Source organism: Sedimenticola selenatireducens DSM 17993, assembly GCF_000428045.1.
Lineage (GTDB): Bacteria > Pseudomonadota > Gammaproteobacteria > Chromatiales > Chromatiaceae > Sedimenticola > Sedimenticola selenatireducens.
The window spans coordinates 179,251-197,172 of sequence record NZ_ATZE01000008.1; the positions used below are offsets into that span (position 1 = coordinate 179,251).

At 53.9% G+C, this 17,922-nt stretch carries 14 protein-coding genes; 5 read left to right on the forward strand and 9 right to left on the reverse strand.

The genetic code is table 11. The features are described 5' to 3' along the window. Nucleotides 1-6: 6 nt before the first annotated feature. The 3 genes from A3GO_RS0107345 to pomA all read right to left on the reverse strand — a co-directional run bounded on the left by A3GO_RS0107345 (nt 7) and on the right by pomA (nt 2,317). Nucleotides 7-621 (reverse strand): PilZ domain-containing protein, encoded by a 615-nt coding sequence (locus tag A3GO_RS0107345; protein WP_029132855.1) that lies wholly within the window; start codon nt 619-621, stop codon nt 7-9. A gap of 65 nt (nt 622-686) precedes the next feature. Beyond that, nucleotides 687-1,550: a flagellar motor protein MotB gene (locus A3GO_RS0107350; RefSeq protein WP_029132856.1), complete on the reverse strand. Its 864-nt coding sequence runs from the start codon at nt 1,548-1,550 to the stop codon at nt 687-689. A gap of 5 nt (nt 1,551-1,555) precedes the next feature. Next, the gene (gene pomA / locus A3GO_RS0107355) at nt 1,556-2,317 is read right to left on the reverse strand and encodes a flagellar motor protein PomA (protein ID WP_029132857.1); all 762 of its coding nucleotides are present in this window, start codon (nt 2,315-2,317) and stop codon (nt 1,556-1,558) included. Between the two features lie 242 nt (nt 2,318-2,559). Here pomA and A3GO_RS0107360 point away from each other — a divergent pair, with 242 nt between their 5' ends. After that, on the forward strand, nt 2,560-3,396 hold the full coding sequence (locus tag A3GO_RS0107360; RefSeq protein ID WP_029132858.1) for an SDR family oxidoreductase: 837 nt from the start codon (nt 2,560-2,562) through the stop codon (nt 3,394-3,396). 131 nt (nt 3,397-3,527) lie between these two features. Here the strand turns inward: A3GO_RS0107360 and gshA are convergent, their stop codons facing one another. Then, entirely contained in the window at nt 3,528-5,102 is a 1,575-nt protein-coding gene (gene gshA / locus A3GO_RS0107365) for a glutamate--cysteine ligase (RefSeq protein WP_029132859.1), read from the reverse strand. A 233-nt stretch (nt 5,103-5,335) separates the two neighbouring features. Between gshA and A3GO_RS22975 the strand changes: the two genes are divergently transcribed. Further along, nucleotides 5,336-6,226 (forward strand): serine hydrolase, encoded by an 891-nt coding sequence (locus A3GO_RS22975; RefSeq protein WP_084609891.1) that lies wholly within the window; start codon nt 5,336-5,338, stop codon nt 6,224-6,226. Between the two features lie 11 nt (nt 6,227-6,237). Here the strand turns inward: A3GO_RS22975 and A3GO_RS0107375 are convergent, their stop codons facing one another. The 4 genes from A3GO_RS0107375 to mazG all read right to left on the reverse strand — a co-directional run bounded on the left by A3GO_RS0107375 (nt 6,238) and on the right by mazG (nt 11,747). Beyond that, a complete protein-coding gene (locus A3GO_RS0107375) occupies nt 6,238-8,328 on the reverse strand; it encodes a carboxy terminal-processing peptidase (RefSeq protein ID WP_037374849.1) in 2,091 nt (696 codons plus the stop codon). Nucleotides 8,329-8,419: 91 nt separating this feature from the next. Next, complete coding sequence (locus A3GO_RS22980) at nt 8,420-9,295, reverse strand: DUF4743 domain-containing protein (RefSeq protein WP_051301936.1); 876 nt, start codon at nt 9,293-9,295, stop codon at nt 8,420-8,422. An 86-nt stretch (nt 9,296-9,381) separates the two neighbouring features. Beyond that, nucleotides 9,382-10,953: a M48 family metalloprotease gene (locus tag A3GO_RS0107385; protein ID WP_051301937.1), complete on the reverse strand. Its 1,572-nt coding sequence runs from the start codon at nt 10,951-10,953 to the stop codon at nt 9,382-9,384. Further along, nucleotides 10,950-11,747: a nucleoside triphosphate pyrophosphohydrolase gene (gene mazG, locus A3GO_RS0107390; protein ID WP_037374851.1), complete on the reverse strand. Its 798-nt coding sequence runs from the start codon at nt 11,745-11,747 to the stop codon at nt 10,950-10,952. Before mazG ends, A3GO_RS0107385 begins: the two co-directional genes overlap by 4 nt. Before the next feature lie 333 nt (nt 11,748-12,080). Here mazG and A3GO_RS0107395 point away from each other — a divergent pair, with 333 nt between their 5' ends. From A3GO_RS0107395 to A3GO_RS0107405, 3 genes are all read left to right on the forward strand, one after another. Further along, on the forward strand, nt 12,081-14,003 hold the full coding sequence (locus A3GO_RS0107395) for a PrkA family serine protein kinase (protein WP_029132863.1): 1,923 nt from the start codon (nt 12,081-12,083) through the stop codon (nt 14,001-14,003). Nucleotides 14,004-14,060: 57 nt separating this feature from the next. Then, nucleotides 14,061-15,326 carry a YeaH/YhbH family protein gene (locus A3GO_RS0107400; protein ID WP_029132864.1) on the forward strand — a complete coding sequence of 422 codons (1,266 nt, stop codon included), beginning with the start codon at nt 14,061-14,063 and terminating at the stop codon, nt 15,324-15,326. Nucleotides 15,327-15,396: 70 nt separating this feature from the next. Next, nucleotides 15,397-16,974, forward strand: coding sequence for a SpoVR family protein (locus tag A3GO_RS0107405; protein WP_051301938.1), 1,578 nt, complete (start codon nt 15,397-15,399; stop codon nt 16,972-16,974). Nucleotides 16,975-17,134: 160 nt separating this feature from the next. On the opposite strand, the gene A3GO_RS0107410 is transcribed toward A3GO_RS0107405, so the two are convergent. Beyond that, a complete protein-coding gene (locus tag A3GO_RS0107410; RefSeq protein WP_029132866.1) occupies nt 17,135-17,911 on the reverse strand; it encodes an AraC family transcriptional regulator in 777 nt (258 codons plus the stop codon). Between the last annotated feature and the right edge of the window lie 11 nt (nt 17,912-17,922).

Consider the following 17,922-nt stretch of genomic DNA (forward strand, 5'->3'; position numbering starts at 1 on the left):
CAGCGGTCACCCCCGCCCATGCTGCTCCTGCACTGCCCGAGCGCGGCGTATCTGGGCGCCCTGACGCTGTATTACATGTTGAATCAGCACATCCCGGTCCCGCTCTCGTATATGCACGAAGGCGGTACGCAGATTGTATCCCGGATCCGGCTGCTCCGGACCAGACGCGGCGGGATCACAACCGATTACTTCAACAAAACTCAGGATACCGGCGTAGGAAGGAGTCAGGAGAAGCTTCAGCTCCAGCGTGGAACCCGGCTGAATAAATTCGGTAACCTGGAACGAGATACCGGTGGCACTGAGATTGACGGCCTGTGCCGGCTGGTTCAGCAGTTCGGTCGTCTGTGCCATCAGGGCACGCCCGAGGATATCGATCTTCCTGTTCAGTGACTTGAGATAAGCCGCGATCTCCGGTCGGCTCGATTCAATCTTATTCAGTGTTCCCGTCATCTCCTGACTGACGGCGGCCAGACTGCTGACCACGGTGAAGTCACTGTCGATTTCATTTTCCAAACACTCGATTGAAGCCGCCAGGCGATCGGAAGGGATCTGCCGATAACTCAGACTGAGGCTATCGTCGATCCGAAAAAATTGTCTGCGCTCATCCTGGTTGATATTCAACGACCACTCACCCCGCTTGTTCCTGTTTGTTGGCTATTCTGTATCACCTGCAATACCGATCCACCTTAACGTTGCGGCACCTGAAGTTCCAGCAACCCCCCATTGTCCAAATCCGAGCCACGCTGAATTATCAGTTCAACCCGCCGGTTAATCGCCCGGTTTTCCACTGAATCATTCAGCACCAGCGGTTGGGAATCCGCATGCCCCTCCACAGCTATTCGCTTGGGATCGACATTGGGATCGTCCAGCAGGGCGTGAACCACGGTCACGGCACGGGCAGATGAGAGTTCCCAGTTCGAACGGAACCGGTTGGTGGATATCGGTACGTCATCAGTATGCCCGGCCACCACGACTTTACCGGGCGTACGTGCGACAGCCTCGCTGATGCGTACCATCACGCCATAGAAATCATCATTCAATTTGGCACTGCCGGAGGGGAAAGAGCCTTTTTCATTGATCCGGATAATGATCTTGGTCTGCTCCGTTTCCACACTGACCAGATTCTCTTCGATCTCCAGCTTAAGTGCCTCTCTGATCTCCTCGGCCTGCTGTGCCACCTCTTGCAACACCTTTTCCAGCGCAGCCTCAACCACAGCATCGGCCACGTCAGACGGCACATCCAGATTTTGTTTCTCAATATCCGTGGTCTGTTGCCGCACCTCATCAACCAGTGAAGGTTCCGGAATGGTAGATGGGCTGAACTCCTGCATGATTACGCTGGTGCCCATGACAATATCCGGTGCCGGCACTTCACGCTGCACACCAAAAGCATCCTTCATCGATTCCGCCATCTTCTTGAAGCGTATCGCATCGATCTCGGCAAAAGAGAGCAGCAGCACGAAAAAACACATCAACAAGGACATCAGGTCGGCAAAGGTCGCCAGCCAGGGAGGCAAGCCCTCGTCACATTTTGGGCAATCATCTGCCATATCGCCTACTCGGTCTCTTCCTTGACGCGTTTATTCGAGGGCAGATAAGTCGAGAGAAGTTGTTCCAATACCCGTGGATTCATACCTTCCTGGATACCCGCGATGGTCTCTATAATCAGCGATTTATTGATTTTCTCCAGGCTGCTGGCGCGCGCCAGTTTGTCAGCCAACGGCTGGGCAAATGCATTGGCGATCACCGCACCGTAGAGCGTGGTCAGCAGTGCTACCGCCATGGCGGGACCGATACTTGCCGGATCAGACATATTGGCCAGCATCTGCACCAGACCGATCAGTGTACCGATCATGCCCATCGCAGGGGCCATGGTGGCCATATTTTTAAACATGGCCTGGCCTACTTCATGGCGCCCAATAGTCAGGTCGATATCCTTGCTCAAGAGACGATTGACCAGTGCCGGATCATGTCCATCGACACAGAGACTGATACCCTGCTTGAGGAAGCTGTTGCTGATCTCCTGCCCTTCCAGGGCAAGCAGGCCATTCTTACGCGCCACATCGGCCAGCCTGACCGCCTCTTCAATCAAAAATGCCGCATCGTCCGTCTTGTAAAAAAAGGCCTTCATGCCAATGGTGAAAGAGCCCAGAAAATCCTTCAGAGAGACCTGCATCAGGGTCACCATGAAAGTGCCGCCCACCACAATCAGGATAGAGGGCACGTTAATGAACAGCATGATATCGCCGCCCGTGGCAATCGCCCCGATGATGATTCCAAAACCGCCCAGCAACCCAACCAGTGTCGCTATATCCACAAATACTTCCTCATCACTCTACAGACCAATTCCATACCAAAAACCAGGCATGCAATCCTGTAGCGGACAACAGCGCGGAAACTTTAGATGAGGAGACTGCAACATATTCGGTTAATTCGCTACAATCTCCCGTCACTACCGCCAATTCACAAGACTGGGGAATCTCAGATCACAGCCCTTTCAGACAGGCCTGTGATGACTGGTGGCAACCGACACAAAACCAGGCACAAAGGAAGGCTCAAGTGAGCGATTCATCCAGGAAATCAATTCTGATCACCGGCTGTTCGAGTGGCATAGGCCTGTGCGTGGCCAATGGCTTGAAACAGAGAGGTTATCGGGTAATTGCCACTGCCAGGAAAAGCAGGGACGTGGAACGACTTGTCCAGTCCGGACTGGAATCGGTTGTACTGGACCTCGCTGATTCCGACAGCATACAGCAGGCCGTCACACAGATTCTGGCCATGACGGACAACCGAATTTACGCACTGTTCAACAATGGCGCCTACGGCCAGCCTGGCGCTGTTGAGGACCTGACCCGGGAAGCTTTACGCGCCCAGTTTGAAACCAATCTGTTTGGCTGGCATGAACTTACCTGCAAAATCATACCGGTGATGCGCAGGCAGGGGGAAGGTCGGATTATTCAGAACAGTTCCGTGCTAGGGTTCACGGCACTGGCCTACCGTGGTGCCTATAACGCAAGCAAGTTTGCCCTGGAAGGCCTAAGCGATACCTTGCGACTGGAACTGCAAGGCAGCGGTATATCGGTCAGCCTGATTGAACCGGGGCCGATTGAAAGCCGCTTCCGGGCAAATGCCTACGCCATGTGGAAACACCATGTTGATCCGGCTCACAGCCCTCACCAGGATGCCTACCGGGCGATGCAGGAGCGGCTGACCCGGGATGGCCCCGCCGTACCCTTTACCCTGCCACCGGAAGCGGTGCTGAAAAGGGTGATTCACACACTGGAGAGTCCCCGGCCACGGATTCGCTATTATGTCACCTTCCCCACGTACCTGTTCGGCACACTGAAACGACTACTGCCTGATCGGCTCATGGATTGGGTGCTGAAGCGGGTGTGAGGCAAACAGCACTGACTTAAGCTCAAATCCCGTTTATTTAAGGTGCGACCGACGGCACGATTGGTGGATCACCGCGCAATCAATGCGCCTAGCCCACCCTACACCAGGCGCTTTATCAATTTGAAGCAGTACTAGTGCTGGGCGAAATAATCAGCCAGAAACTGGCTAAAGCTTACGCCTGTCTCCTGCTCCAGTTCACGCTGCCGCTCCAGAGACATCTCCGCCTCATCGAGAAACATCCGGTAGCGCTCGGTGTCTGGAACATAGCCGTTGAAATAGTTCCTATGCTGCAGGGACTTACGCCTGGCAAAATGGAAAAATCCTTCACCCTGCTCGCGCATCTCCTGCAGCATCCGGGCGGAAGGGGTACTTTCCGGGTCGGCGACGCAGGCCTGCTGTTGCTTCAGTGCCTTGCCGTAAGGTTTTGCGTCATCCCACCGATCCAGCAGTTCACACACCGGCTCCATGGCCTGTAGCAGTTCCCTAGCCCAGTCACGCAGCCGGATCTCCCTGCCCTGACGCGACAGATAGAGTGAGGGGTCACGCCCGCGGTGCGCGGCACCACCTATATTCTGATCAATCTCCCTGCGCTCCTGCACATTGATCGGTGGACTCTCCAGCAGCAGACAGAACACCATAAAAGCGCGCAAAAAACTGAGCTGCTCCTCACTCACACCCAGCGGGTGGAATGCATTCACATCCAGCGATCTCAGTTCAATATAGCGCACACCCCGCCGGCGCAGCGCTAGTGTCGGCTTTTCCAACCCATCCAGCACCTGCTTGGGTCTCACGGTGGTGTAATACTCATTTTCGATCTGCAGGATATTGGCATTGAGCTGTTCGTAGCGGCCATTCACCTCCACACCGATCTTCTCCCACAACGGGCTCGGTGTTTCAATGGCGTGGGTCAGGCTATTGATATAGCTATTGAGGCTGTTGTAGTTCGCCTTGATGCCGACGCCCTTCTCTTTGCTGTTGGTATAACCGATGTCACCCATGCGCAGCGAGGTGGCGTAAGGTTCAAAATAGGTATGCCGGTCAAATTCCTCCAGTTCAGTCGGCTTGTCGCCCAGAAAGGACTTGCATACCGCCGGAGAGGCCCCGAAAAGGTAAGGAATCAGCCAGCCAAATCGCTGCAGGTTTCTGATCAGCTCCAGATAGGCACTATCGATAAAGGCCCGTTGCTGTGCTTGACTCCGCCGGAGCTCCCGATACAGCGGCCAGAAGTCATCTGCAAAGGAGAAATTGAAATGGACGCCGGCGATCACCTGCATGGTCCTGCCATAACGATGACCGAGACCCCGGCGATAGACGTTTTTCATAATGCCGGGATTGGAAGTGCCGTAATAGGCCAACGGAATATTCTCCCCTCCGTCCAGTACACAGGGCATGCTGGTGGCCCAGAGATATTCGTTTTCCAGGTGGTCGTAGACAAACTTCTGGGTATCCTTGAGAAAATCCAGCGCCTCATCTATACGTGCGCAGGGTGGCGTAATCAGCTCCGCAAGCGCCTCAGAATAGTCGGTGGTGATATAGGGGTGAGTCAGAGCAGAACCCAACGCCACCGGATGCGGTTGCTGGGAAATACTGCCATCCTCCGAAACTCGCAGGCACTCTTTCTCAAGCCCTACAGCACCGCCGGTAGACAAGTATTGCCCAATATCATCCGATAGCTGCCGGATACGATTTTCTACAGATTGATACAATCGTTTTGTCCCAGGTATTGTCTGTTCTGGTTATTCGTCCCACCCGCTCCGGACAAAGCCCTCTCGGTTAGCCGGCATTATAGCCAGTGAGATTGCCTTCTGTCCGATGAATAAACGACACCCACCAGACTGTTACCGTAGGACATCCCCTTGCATGAAGGGGTCGCGGTTTTTGCATTTAATCCCAAATTGGGCAAAGATAACCGAAATTCAATAGCCCGGATCAGTCAAGTTTGAAGAAGTACATATTTTTCCTCCTGTTTCTGCCCCTGTGTCAACTGAATGCCGGCGAACCCGCGCGGCAATCCACAGCACAATCCCCGTCATCGGCAAGCCAGCAGCCAGTCAATCCTGCCTGGAACAGGTTGGATGAGAAAAAGTTGAAACTGCGCTCAGCCTCCGCCCTGATCGTTGACAGCACCGGCAACGAAATTTATAGCAAGCAGAGTGCTACTCCACTGCCAATCGGCTCGATCACCAAACTGATGACGGTCATGGTGATTCTTGATGCGCGCCTGCCCCTGGATGAGAAGATTCGCATTACCAAACAGGACCGGGATCTGATAAGGCTCACCGGCTCGAGACTGAACTATGGCGCCACACTGAGTCGCCGCAGTCTGCTCGATCTGGCGCTGATGGCGTCAGAGAACCGGGCTGCCAGCGCGCTGGCCCGTACCTATCCCGGAGGTACCGAGCAGTTTATCCGGGCAATGAATGCGAAAGCCAGACAACTGGGAATGGTTGACAGCCGATTTACCGATCCAGCCGGACTGGATGCAGGTAATGTAGCTTCGCCCAACGACCTGGTCAGAATGGTCAAGGCGGCCAGCGATTATCCGGAGATAGCGGATGCCACCACCCGCTTGAGAATGGACGTTCGACCCTACCCAAAGCGGGGGCCGCTAACCTATGGTAATACGAACCGGCTACTGAAGAATCAGGCCTGGAATATTCAGCTCAGCAAGACTGGTTATATCAATGAAGCAGGGCGCTGCCTGGTAATGCAGGCCAAGGTCAAAGGGCGCGAACTAACCATTGTGCTGCTCAACTCATTTGGCAAACTGACCCCGTTCGGTGATGCGAACAGGGTCAGAAAGTGGATTGAGCGCGGTCTATCCGGATAAAGCCGGGCTAATCAATTAACCATCGCGGCCCTGCTCTGACCACCGATGTAATCAGCCAGGATATGGGCTGCCTCGTTAAGCATGATTCTGGCGACCGGATCATCCTGATCTGCGGCCGGGTCGGTGCGCTCTTTATTCTCATCCACGTCTTCCGGTTCCGGGTCCAGTCCAACCGCCACCAGGAAGCGGTTTTTCTCCGCCTTGCGGCGTTTTTCCCGCTGGTCCCACTCAATCTCCCGATCCTTTTCAAGCAGTGACACCGTATCCTGGGCCTTTACTTCTTTCAGCATCGCCTCGACTTGTGTGAGATAGATGAAACCGGGGTCATCCTTGATGCGCAGCTGATGCATTTGTCTATAGGGTTCCAGCAATCCCAGCCCTTGGGCCTTGTAGTTCACGGCATCAATTTTTGCCCACGGTAGCGAGTTATCCAGACTCCGTTCACCCTGATCATCGGATTGCACCGCGGATGGGTACACGATATCCGGCACAACCCCTTTAAACTGGGTACTGCCGCCATTCACTCGGAAAAATTGCGCCATGGTCAGGCGCAGGCGCCCCAGGTTCTTTTCCCCATAGCGCACAAACCGCCCGAGATCGACCAGGGTCTGTACCGTTCCTTTACCGAAGGTGGGCTCACCGATAATAATTCCCCGGTGATAATCCTGAATGGCCCCGGCGAAAATTTCCGAAGCCGAAGCACTGTGCCTGTCGACCAGAACCGCCAGCGGTCCGGTATAGACCTGATCGGGATCGGGATCGTTTTCTATGTCCAGATCACCCGAGGCATTTTTCACCTGCACCACCGGCCCGGAAGGGATAAACAGGCCAGTCAACTCGGTGGCCTCTACCAGGGAGCCCCCACCATTTTCACGCAAGTCAATAACAATGCCATCCACGCCTTCCTCTTCCAGTTCGCTAATCAGCCTACGGACATCGCGAGTGGTGCTGGTAAAATCCTTGTCACCCTTGGAGTACCCCTGAAAGTCCCGATAGAAGGCAGGAATATCAATTACGCCAATGCGAATATTTCCCATACCACCCAAGTCCTTGATGACAAACTTCTTGGCGGCCTGATCCTCCAGCTTGATCTCGTTACGCACCAGCGTGACCAGTTTGGAACGTCCGGTCGATCCTTCGTCTTCAGGCAAGAGCTGTAACCGGACAGTGGTGCCCTTGGCACCACGGATAAGATCAACCACATCCTGCAGACGCCAGCCGATCACATCCTCCATTTCACCCTCGGCATCCTGACCAACCCCGACAATCCGATCCCCCGGATTGATCTGCCCGCTCAAGGCTGCCGGACCACCGACGACGGTACGCTGTACCACGGTATATTCGTTTTCATTTTTCAATACGGCGCCGATTCCTTCCAATGAAAGCCGCATGCTGATATCAAAATTCTCCGACACCCGTGGGGACATATAGGAGGTATGAGGCTCCAGACTCAAGGTGTAGGAGTTGATAAAGACCTGAAATACATCGTCAGAATCCATTTGACGGGTTCGCCTCTGAATACCGGTATAACGCTTTTGCAAGGTACTTTTGATTTCATCCAGCGGCTTATCCTTGAGCTTAAGGCTGAGGATATCGCTCTTCACTTTTTTACGCCAAAGCTCATTCAATTCCGCTGTGTCGGCAGTCCAGGGAGACTTCTGACGGTCAAATCGATAGTTTTCGTTGATGGTGAAATCATAATCCCGATCAAGCAACTTTAAAGCATATTCGATTCGTTCATCGATGCGCTGGCGATAGACCCGGAAAATGCTGAATGCCGAGTCGAGCCGGGCATCTTTCAAATCATCATCCAGACGATCACCAATTACATTGAATCGGTCTATATCCCCCTGGATAAAGAAACTCTTGTTCGGGTCCAGTACTTCCAGATACCGACTCAAGATCGCCCGGGACATTTCATCGTCCAGGAGGTGTTTTTTGTAGTGATACTCGTTGATCACTTTCAGAATAATCAGTGTGGATTGTCGCTGGGCGCGCGTGGGTTGCAGCTCATCGAGCGGAACCTCCCTGACACTGGCCCAGGCAAGAGTAAAACACTGAAGCAGCAATAAAGCCCAAAACAGCAGGTATCTGAATTTCATAGATTTGAATCGCATCCTAATAAACATCAATTGGACCCTGGTTTGACCCAATAGGTTTCACTGCGCCATGGGTCAAAGTGTAACACGCGAACTACCCGGATGGCGGTTCAAGCGGAGGCATGGCGGGGTGTAGCGCCGTGAGCAGGGCCAAATATGTCTCGTCATCGGGTCCGATATAGCCGTGGCGGATGAGAAAATCGATAATCACAAGATTGCAATTCAGTTTGAACTCACTGCTGTTCTTCACCACATCCCGCACTTCCTCGATCGGCCAAAGGTAAAATGACTGCACCTCACCATCCATACATTCAGGAATAAAATCTTCAGGCAATTCAAGGTCATAACAATAAAGTGTATCGTGCTTGAAACCCTTCTCCGTATCCATATGATAGCTTACGGCACCTACCGGTACAGCCTGACGGGCAAGATGACCAGGAATTCCCGCCTCCTCCCAACACTCCTTGGCCAGATTCTCATTCAGCGAGATACCATAAGGCAGTCCACCCGCCGCCAGATTATCCAGCCGGCCGGGATAGTGCTGACGATCATGGGCACGCCTGCTAACCCACATTTTCAGCCCATCCCGGGAGCGGACATAGGCGTTGACATGCTGGCCAAATGCCCGGATACCAAACAGGGGCGCCATCGCACGATCGATCAGCAGCAGAGGGCTTGCACCGCCCTGGGGCGCAGCCGCGTAGCGTTCACCGTGAAAGGGACTCAGCTCACCCAGGGCGATCAGCTGTTCAAGTACCCCGGCCACCTGGGCAGACCGCTCGATCAGCCCGGTTTCCCGGCAGTTGAGAGCGACAAAGTGATCGGTTACGGAGAAAACCGCTGGCCAGGGCTTCAGCAATTCGGCAAACAGTGGTCGTATGCGACCGACCGTCACTCCTCCTATCGTAAACGGGACGAAACGACTGGCGTCATGATCATTGCAGGCAGCAACATGATCGATAAAACTCATACAAGACAATTCCTGGATGCGGCCGGTGTAATCAAACCGGCGGACTGGTTAACAGATTACCGAAGAGTTGGCCACCGTTCCGGTAATTACTCCACAACAGCCGCACCAATGACACGACTATCCCAGCGGTTGAGTTGCTTGCTGTCGGAGAGACGGATATCGGTTTGAAGCGAAACCGCCTGCCCGGCACCGAGAGCTCCCGGTACCCTGTACTCCGCACGCACAAACACCCGGCCGCCGGCACCCAACTCGCCCAACTGTACCCGAATATCCCGAGCCGTCACAGCAGTCGGATTTTCCAGATGAATCAACACACTGCCAGTTCGATCAATACCCAGGCGGCTCTTGATATAACGCCCTGGATGTTCAGGCAGGTCCAGTCGAGCCAGTGCCGTTGCCGCGGCCTTGCCGCGCTCGCTGGAAGCACCCGAGGCCTGTTGATAGTGGGCTATGGCATTCGGCCGGTCCCCTTCGCGTAACGCCAGCCCCCCGAGCAGGTAGTGGGCATCCGCCGTCGGCAACAACTCGACGCTGTGATTCAGATCCCGCCGCGCTCCGGATCGGTCTCCCAACTCGGCCTTCAGCGCTCCTCGTACCAGATAGTGCCGAAAGAATCCATCATCCAGAGTTACCGCCTTGTCATAGGCGGTTAATGCCTTGGTATCAGCTCCCTGCTGCGCCAGAGCGTCACCTTTCAAGCCATAAAACAGCGCCTCCCGGGGCTCGATTCCGATTGCCCGGTCCGCCAGCATGAGCGCTTTATCGGACTGCTTTTTCTGTAGTGCGGCCCGCCCCTCGGTATAGGCCGCATAGGCAGGGGCGGTTTTTTTCAGCACACCGACCATCTGCTGGTAGCGTTCAGCCCCCAGCTCCCCGCCTTGTCCCAGTTCCCGCGCCCGTTGCCGATTCTTCTCCACCCGCTCGGCGGAAGGAGGATGGCTGGCAAACAGCCCGCTCAACCAGTTCTCCTTGCGATCCTTCGACAGTCGAACAAAGGTCTCCTGCAACCCGACCGCAGCCTGTGGGTTATAGCCCGCCCGGGCCATGTAGACCATTCCGTAGTGGTCCGCCTCAAGCTCGGCATCCCGGGAGTACCTCTGATTGATCAGGTTGGCCCCAACAGCCGCGGCACCCACGGCCAGTTGCGAATAGTCGCTGTCACTGGCCGCTACACCGGCCGCCAGTAACACACCCTGCAGCACCACGCCCCGCTCGATACCCTTGGCACCGTGCCGGGCGGCCGCATGGACGATTTCATGCCCCAACACGGCGGCCAGTTCCGCCTCATTGTCCAGTTCCAGCAAAAGCCCCCGATTGACCGCAATCTTGCCGCCCGGTAGTGCCCAGGCATTTGGGGTGGAATCGTTCAACACCACAAATTCATAAGGGAGTTTACGGTCACTGACCGCCGCCAGACGCTGCCCGACCTGCTGCACATAACGGGTAATTTTCGGTTCAACCTTGTAGTCACCACCCTGCATCTGGCGGCTGGGTTGATACTGTTTCTGTCCGATCTCCAGTTCACTCTGTTCCGAGATCAGTGCCAATTCACTTTTGCCGGTAACGGGATTGGTGGCACAGCTGGACAAGCCTGCCAAAACCAACACACCCAGGAACAGTCTGGCGGTGATGTTAAATAGTCCACAATAACCACTCATTTTCCCTTTTCCTTCCGTTTGGCCTCATTCCATGCCGCATCCATCACCGACAGATCCGACGCCTCCAGGGTCATGCCCCTGCCCCGCAGGATCGACTCCATGGCATTGAAACGCGCCTCAAATTTGCCATTGGTCGCCCGCAGCAGATTCTCGGAATCCAGCCCAAGATGCCGGGACAGGTTCACACAACTGAACAGCAGATCTCCCATCTCATCCGCCACCCGCGCCTCGTCTATCCTCGGCCTGTTCAATTCAGCTTCAAGCTCACCCAGTTCCTCCCTTACCTTGGCCAACACACCTTCACTATCCGGCCAGTCAAAACCGATTTTTGCCGCCCGCTTTTGCAGCTTGGTTGCACGCAGCAGAGCCGGCAGCGCATGCGCTATCCCCTGCAGATGATGAACCGGTTCCTCTGTTGCACGACTTTGCCGCTCCTGCGCCTTTAACTGCTCCCAGGCAATGCTCTGCTCATCGGCATTCGCCACCCGGGCATCACCAAACACATGGGGATGCCGACGCACCATCTTTTCACAAATGCCATGGATAACATCATCCATGTTGAAATGGCCCTGTTCACTGGCAATCCGGGCATAGAATACGACCTGGAATAACAGATCCCCCAACTCACTGCAGAGTTCCCCCATGTCAGCCTTGGCAATACTGTCCGCCACCTCATACGCCTCTTCGATAGTATAGGGAACAATAGTCTCCAGCGTCTGCTCCCTGTCCCATGGGCAGCCGCTGTCAGGATCACGAAGCTGCGCCATGATCTCTACCAGTCGTTGTATGGTCATTTTATTTCCCCGGACAATCACTCGTCATGAAACAGAAGCCTGGGGACTTTCAACATCTCCTGCTTCAATTGAAACTTAACTCATCAAGTAGCGGTCTTTATATAAAACCCGTGTTTTTTTTACAAACATTCACGGCAAAACAAATAAACATAAACTAAGCTTCCTAAATAAGGGACTTGCAAAATTAAAGCCGGATAACACCAACAACAAGCTTGCGCTGGCTGCGCGTAAGGAAACCAGGCAGCGGGCAAACTGGGCGAGGAGAAAACTTACACCATACTGCGGTTAATGCGGATGGCGGTACCGTATAACACTATCAGGAGGGACGACTCCATGACCATATTTGACCATTTCCAGGGCCGTTATGAGGCGGTACAAGAATCGGAAATAACAATTGAAGCCTATCTCGATCTCTGTAAAGAGAGCCGGTCGGCATACGCATCCGCAGCAGAGCGTTTGCTGATTGCCATTGGCGATCCCGTTTTGATCGATACCAGCAAAGACCCGCGCCTGAGTCGCATCTTCTCAAACAAGGTAATCAAGACCTACCCCAGTTTCAACGGATTTTACGGAATGGAAGATGCCATAGAGTCTGTGGTGTCTTTTCTGCGTCACGCAGCCCAGGGTCTGGAAGAAAAAAAGCAGATCCTGTACCTGTTAGGCCCGGTGGGTGGCGGCAAGTCGTCCCTTGCCGAACAGCTCAAATACCTGATGGAGAAAGTACCCTTTTATGCCTTAAAAGGTTCTCCGGTTAATGAGAGCCCACTGGGCCTATTCGACCCCGATGAAGATGGCGAACTGATCTTCGAGCGGTATGGCATTCCACGCCGATACCTGGACCATATCCCGAGTCCATGGGCAGTAAAGCGTCTACGTGAGTATGGCGGCGATATCTCCAAATTCAAGGTAGTTAAACTCTGGCCCAGCAGACTCAGCCAGACCGCCATAGCCAAAACCGAACCGGGCGACGAAAACAACCAGGACATCTCCAGCCTGACCGGCAAGGTAGATATCAGAAAGCTGGATGAGTTCTCGCAGGATGACCCGGATTGCTACAGCTTTTCAGGCGGACTCTGCCAGGCAAACCAGGGCCTGCTGGAGTTTGTCGAGATGTTCAAGGCGCCGATCAAGGTGCTGCACCCACTGCTCACGGCCACCCAGGAGGGCAACTACAAAGGTACCGAGGGAATCTCCGCTATACCTTTCGAGGGTATTATTCTCGCTCACTCGAATGAATCCGAATGGCAAAGCTTTAAAAACAACAAGAATAATGAGGCATTCCTCGACCGGGTGAACATCGTCAAGGTTCCCTACTGCCTGCGGGTTACGGAAGAGATCGAGATTTATAAAAAACTGATTGCCAACTCCAGTCTGGCAGATGCCCCCTGCGCGCCGGACACGCTGAAGATGATGGCACAGTTTGCAGTACTGACGCGCCTTAAAGAGCCGGAAAACTCCAATATCTGGAGCAAGATGCGGGTCTACGACGGCGAAAATCTGAAGGACACGGACCCGAAAGCCAAAAGCCTGATGGAGTACAAGGACTACGCCGGCGTCAACGAGGGCATGAACGGCCTCAGCACCCGTTTCTCCTACAAAATACTCTCCAAGGTATTTAACTTTGACAATACCGAGATCGCCGCCAACCCGGTGCATCTGCTCTATGTGCTGGAGCAGCAGATCATGCAGGAGCAGTTTCCGCCGGAACTGCAGGAACGCTACCTGGAATACATCAAGGGCCACCTGGTTCCGGAGTACATCAAGTTCATCGGCAAGGAGATCCAGACCTCCTATCTGGAGAGTTACTCTGAATATGGCCAGAATATCTTCGACCGTTATGTAACCTATGTGGATTACTGGTTGCAGGATCAGGAGTTCCGCGATCCGGATACCGGTGAATTCCTCAACCGCTCCGCCCTCAATGAAGAACTGGAGAAGATCGAGAAACCGGCCGGCATCTCCAATCCCAAGGACTTCCGGAACGAGATTGTCAACTTCGTACTGCGGGCCAGGGCCAACAATAACGGCAAGAACCCGAACTGGACCAGCTATGAAAAGCTGCGCACAGTTATCGAAAAGAAGATGTTCTCCAACACCGAGGAGCTGTTGCCGGTCATCAGCTTTAACGCCAAGGCCTCTACTGAAGATCAGCAGAAACATGAAGACTTCATCAGCAGGATGATGACCAAAGGCTACACACGAAAGCAGGTCCGGCTGTTATCCGAGTGGTATTTGCGGGTACGTAAATCGAACTGAGCCAGAGCGAGGTGATTAACGATTAACCGATAAAGTCTCAAAGTAAGGAAGTAATCCATGGCCATGATCATTGACCGAAGACTCGACGGGCGTAACAAAAGTGCGGTGAACCGTCAGCGCCTGATGCGGAGATATAAGCAGCAGATCAAAAAATCCGTATCGGATGCGATCAGCAAAAGGTCCATCACGGATACACAGTCGGGCGAGAAGATCAATATCCCCGCCAAGGATGTCAAGGAACCGATCATCCATCATGGCCAGGGTGGAATACATGAAAATGTACATCCGGGAAACAAACAGTTCAGCCAGGGAGATGAGGTCAGGCGCCCCGAAAAATCAGGTCAGGGCGGCGGCGGAAGCCAGGCATCCAACTCCGGTGAAGGGGAAGACGATTTTGGTTTTGAGATATCCAAGGACGAATATCTCGACCTGCTGTTTGAAGAGTTGGCACTACCCAACCTGGTAAAAACCAAGGTAGTGGCACAATCTGCCAAAACGCTGGTCAGAGCAGGGTTCTCAAATACTGGCGTTGCCTCCAATCTGAACCTGTTGCGTACCATGCGGCGGGCCAAGGGCCGCAAAATAGCCATCGCCTCCCCCTACAGCAAACGCTGCAGGGAACTCCAGCAGTTGCTTGAGCTGGAACTAGAGAAAAAACCGCACAACGAAGAGAAGATAAAAGGTCTGCGTGAGGAGCTGGCGTTACTTCGATCCCGTATCGATGCCATTCCCTTTATCGATACTTACGATCTGAAGTTCAACCAGTTCATTCCGCAGCCAAAGCCGATCACCCAGGCCGTCATGTTCTGCATCATGGACGTGTCCGGCTCCATGAGCCAGGCCACCAAGGATATTGCCAAGCGCTTTTTTATCCTGCTCTATCTGTTCCTCAGCCGCAGTTATGAGAAGACTGATGTAGTTTTCATCCGCCACCATACCTCGGCCAAGGAGGTGGATGAGGAGGAATTTTTCTATTCGCGGGAGACTGGCGGCACGATCGTCTCCAGCGCCCTGAAACTGATGCGGGACATTATCCGCGACCGCTATCCCACCGAAGACTGGAATATCTACGCCGCCCAGGCCAGTGATGGGGATAACTGGGAAGATGACAGTGCGACCTGCCGCAATCTGATGATCGATTCAATCATGCCGTATCTGCAGTACTACGCCTATGTCGAAATTCACAATCAGGAGCATCAGGGGTTATGGAGGGAGTATGAAAAGGTCTGCACGGCTTTTGAGACCTTCTCCATGAAACAGATCAGGGATGCCGGCGAGATCTACCCGGTTTTCCATGAACTCTTTAAAAGGCAAGAGGCATGAAAAACTGGCACGCTGGACAATTATCGCGGCCGCAGGCAGCCCGTCAGGATGCATCACAGGGAGGTGTCGAATGAACACTCCTGGCGGCAAGCAGCACTCCGATGACAAGCGGCAGCCGACACCCGAGCGTAATCGAGTCATCTCCACTGAATCGGACTGGACCTTCGATCTGATCGACAGGTACAACCAGGAGATCGAACGGATCGCCAAGGATGTTTATCACCTGGACTGCTATCCGGTACAACTGGAACTGATCTCCAGCGAGCAGATGATGGACGCCTACGCCTCGGTCGGCATGCCCATCGGCTATAACCACTGGAGCTTCGGCAAACAGTTTGTCATCACGGAAAAAAACTATAAACGGGGCCAGATGAATCTGGCCTATGAGATCGTTATCAACTCCAATCCCTGCATCGCCTACCTGATGGAGGAGAACACCCTGACCATGCAGGCACTGGTGATTGCCCACGCCGCCTATGGTCATAACAGCTTCTTCAAAGGTAACTATCTGTTCAAGATCTGGACCGATGCCGAGGCGATTATCGATTATCTGATCTTTGCGAAAAATTACATCGCCGAATGCGAAGAGAAACACGGCATTCAGGAGGTAGAGGAGATACTCGACTCCTGCCATGCCCTGATGAATTTTGGTGTCGACCGTTATAAGCGTCGCGCCGGTGAGACCCTTGAAGATGAACCCCATGTACAGTCAGACCGTGAACTGATACTGCAGCACCATGTCAATGAGTTGTGGCGTCAACTGAACATCCATGAACCTCAAGAGAAGGAGAATAAAAGCAAACGCATTCCGCCGGAACCGCAGGAGAATATCCTCTACTTTCTGGAAAAGAACGCTCCCTTATTAAAACCCTGGCAGCGCGAGATCATCCGCATTGTGCGCAAGATTGCGCAGTACTTCTACCCGCAACGGCAAACCCAGGTGATGAATGAGGGGTGGGCCTGTTTCTGGCATTACACCATCATGAATCACATGTATGACGAGGGGCTGATCAATGACGCCGCCATGCTGGAGTTCATGCACACCCATACCAATGTCATTGCCCAACCGGATTTCGACAGCCCCTACTATTCCGGCATCAATCCGTATGCACTGGGTTTCAAGATGATGATGGATATTCGCAACATCTGTGAAAACCCGACCGAAGAGGACCTACAGTGGTTCCCGGACATTGCCCGTTCAGACTGGCAGACGACTCTCGATTTCGCCATGCGCAACTTCAAGGATGAGAGCTTTATTGGACAATACCTGTCACCCCGACTGATTCGTGAATTCAGGCTGTTTTCAGTACTGGATGACGACCGGGAGGAAAACCTGAGCATTTCCGCCATCCATGATGATGCAGGCTATCGGGCGGTGCGTGAAAAATTGAGTGCTCAGTACAACCTGAGCAATCGGGAGCCCAACCTTCAAGTCTACAATGTGGATCATCAGGGGGACAGGACCCTGACGCTCCGATATTACAAGGACCGTAACCGCCCCCTTTCGGACACCACCAACGAAGTGATCAAACACCTGCACCGGTTATGGGGTTTCAAGGTCGAGATCGAATCGGTGGAGAGCGATGGCGAAACCCGGATCACACATCGCTGCCCGCAGCCGGCCAGCGAGGAGCTAACAATAGACTAGGAGCCTGTCGGACTTAACACTGCTCTACTGCGGAAAAGCCGGATTTGGCCATATTTTCCGATCTTCCTCGTTGAATAGGTCCACTATTCGCCTCGAAAGATCAAAAAATCTGTCTCAAAACGGCTTTCCCTCGCTACGACCGGTCAAGCCCGACAGACTCCTAGCCAGGATCCTGCAGGCTGTAACACTTGGGTGAGACGCCCAATTCACTCCGAAACATGGCGGCAAAGGCGCTGCTGCTTTGATAGCCCAGTTCAAAGGCGACACGGGTGACAGACTCACCCTGTCCCAGTAGCTCAATCGCCTCCATCAGGCGCAACCGTCTGCGCCAGGCACCAAAACTCATGCCCGTCTCTTTGACAAACAGACGCGACAAGGTTCGCGCACTGGTGCCAACACGCTTTGCCCAATCCTCGATTTTTCCCGAATCGGCTGGCCGCTCAACCAAGGCATCAATCACCTTTCTGACCTTCGGGTGCCTGGACATGGGCAGATGCAGGGGTGCCCGCTGCATCTGTCGCAGTTCATCCACAATCACCTCCATCAAGCGTCGCTCAGGGCCCAGCGGCGGATAGCTGTTGCCGATCTTCACCGCGCGCAATATCAGCTCCCGCAATAGCGGGCTCACGGCAATGACACAGCAGTCAGTGGGCAGATCACCGCTCCAGGCGGGATCAACATAGATAGAGCGAATGGCAAGCGCCTCGGTGGCAATCACCTGATGCTCTATCATGGATGGTATCCAGACTGCCTGACTAGAAGGTACCAGCCAGGTTCCCAACTTGCTAATCACCCGCATCACACCCTCAATGGAATAGAGCAGTTGAGCCCGTGGGTGGGTATGAGGTGCACCCTGCTCCCGCTCAAGATCAAGTGCGATGGAGACCACAGGAAGTTCGGGATTGAGGATCTGCCCGGTGGGTGAAGATGGCAACATTGGCATTTTCT

Coding starts and splice junctions, on each gene's coding strand:
- A3GO_RS0107350 (WP_029132856.1), bottom strand. CDS start 1,550: ATGGCAGATGATTGCCCAAAATGTGACGAGGGCTTGCCTCCCTGGCTG.
- A3GO_RS0107375 (WP_037374849.1), bottom strand. CDS start 8,328: ATGAAATTCAGATACCTGCTGTTTTGGGCTTTATTGCTGCTTCAGTGT.
- A3GO_RS22980 (WP_051301936.1), bottom strand. CDS start 9,295: ATGAGTTTTATCGATCATGTTGCTGCCTGCAATGATCATGACGCCAGT.
- A3GO_RS0107385 (WP_051301937.1), bottom strand. CDS start 10,953: ATGAGTGGTTATTGTGGACTATTTAACATCACCGCCAGACTGTTCCTG.
- mazG (WP_037374851.1), bottom strand. CDS start 11,747: ATGACCATACAACGACTGGTAGAGATCATGGCGCAGCTTCGTGATCCT.
- A3GO_RS0107395 (WP_029132863.1), top strand. CDS start 12,081: ATGACCATATTTGACCATTTCCAGGGCCGTTATGAGGCGGTACAAGAA.
- A3GO_RS0107400 (WP_029132864.1), top strand. CDS start 14,061: ATGGCCATGATCATTGACCGAAGACTCGACGGGCGTAACAAAAGTGCG.
- A3GO_RS0107405 (WP_051301938.1), top strand. CDS start 15,397: ATGAACACTCCTGGCGGCAAGCAGCACTCCGATGACAAGCGGCAGCCG.
- A3GO_RS0107410 (WP_029132866.1), bottom strand. CDS start 17,911: ATGTTGCCATCTTCACCCACCGGGCAGATCCTCAATCCCGAACTTCCT.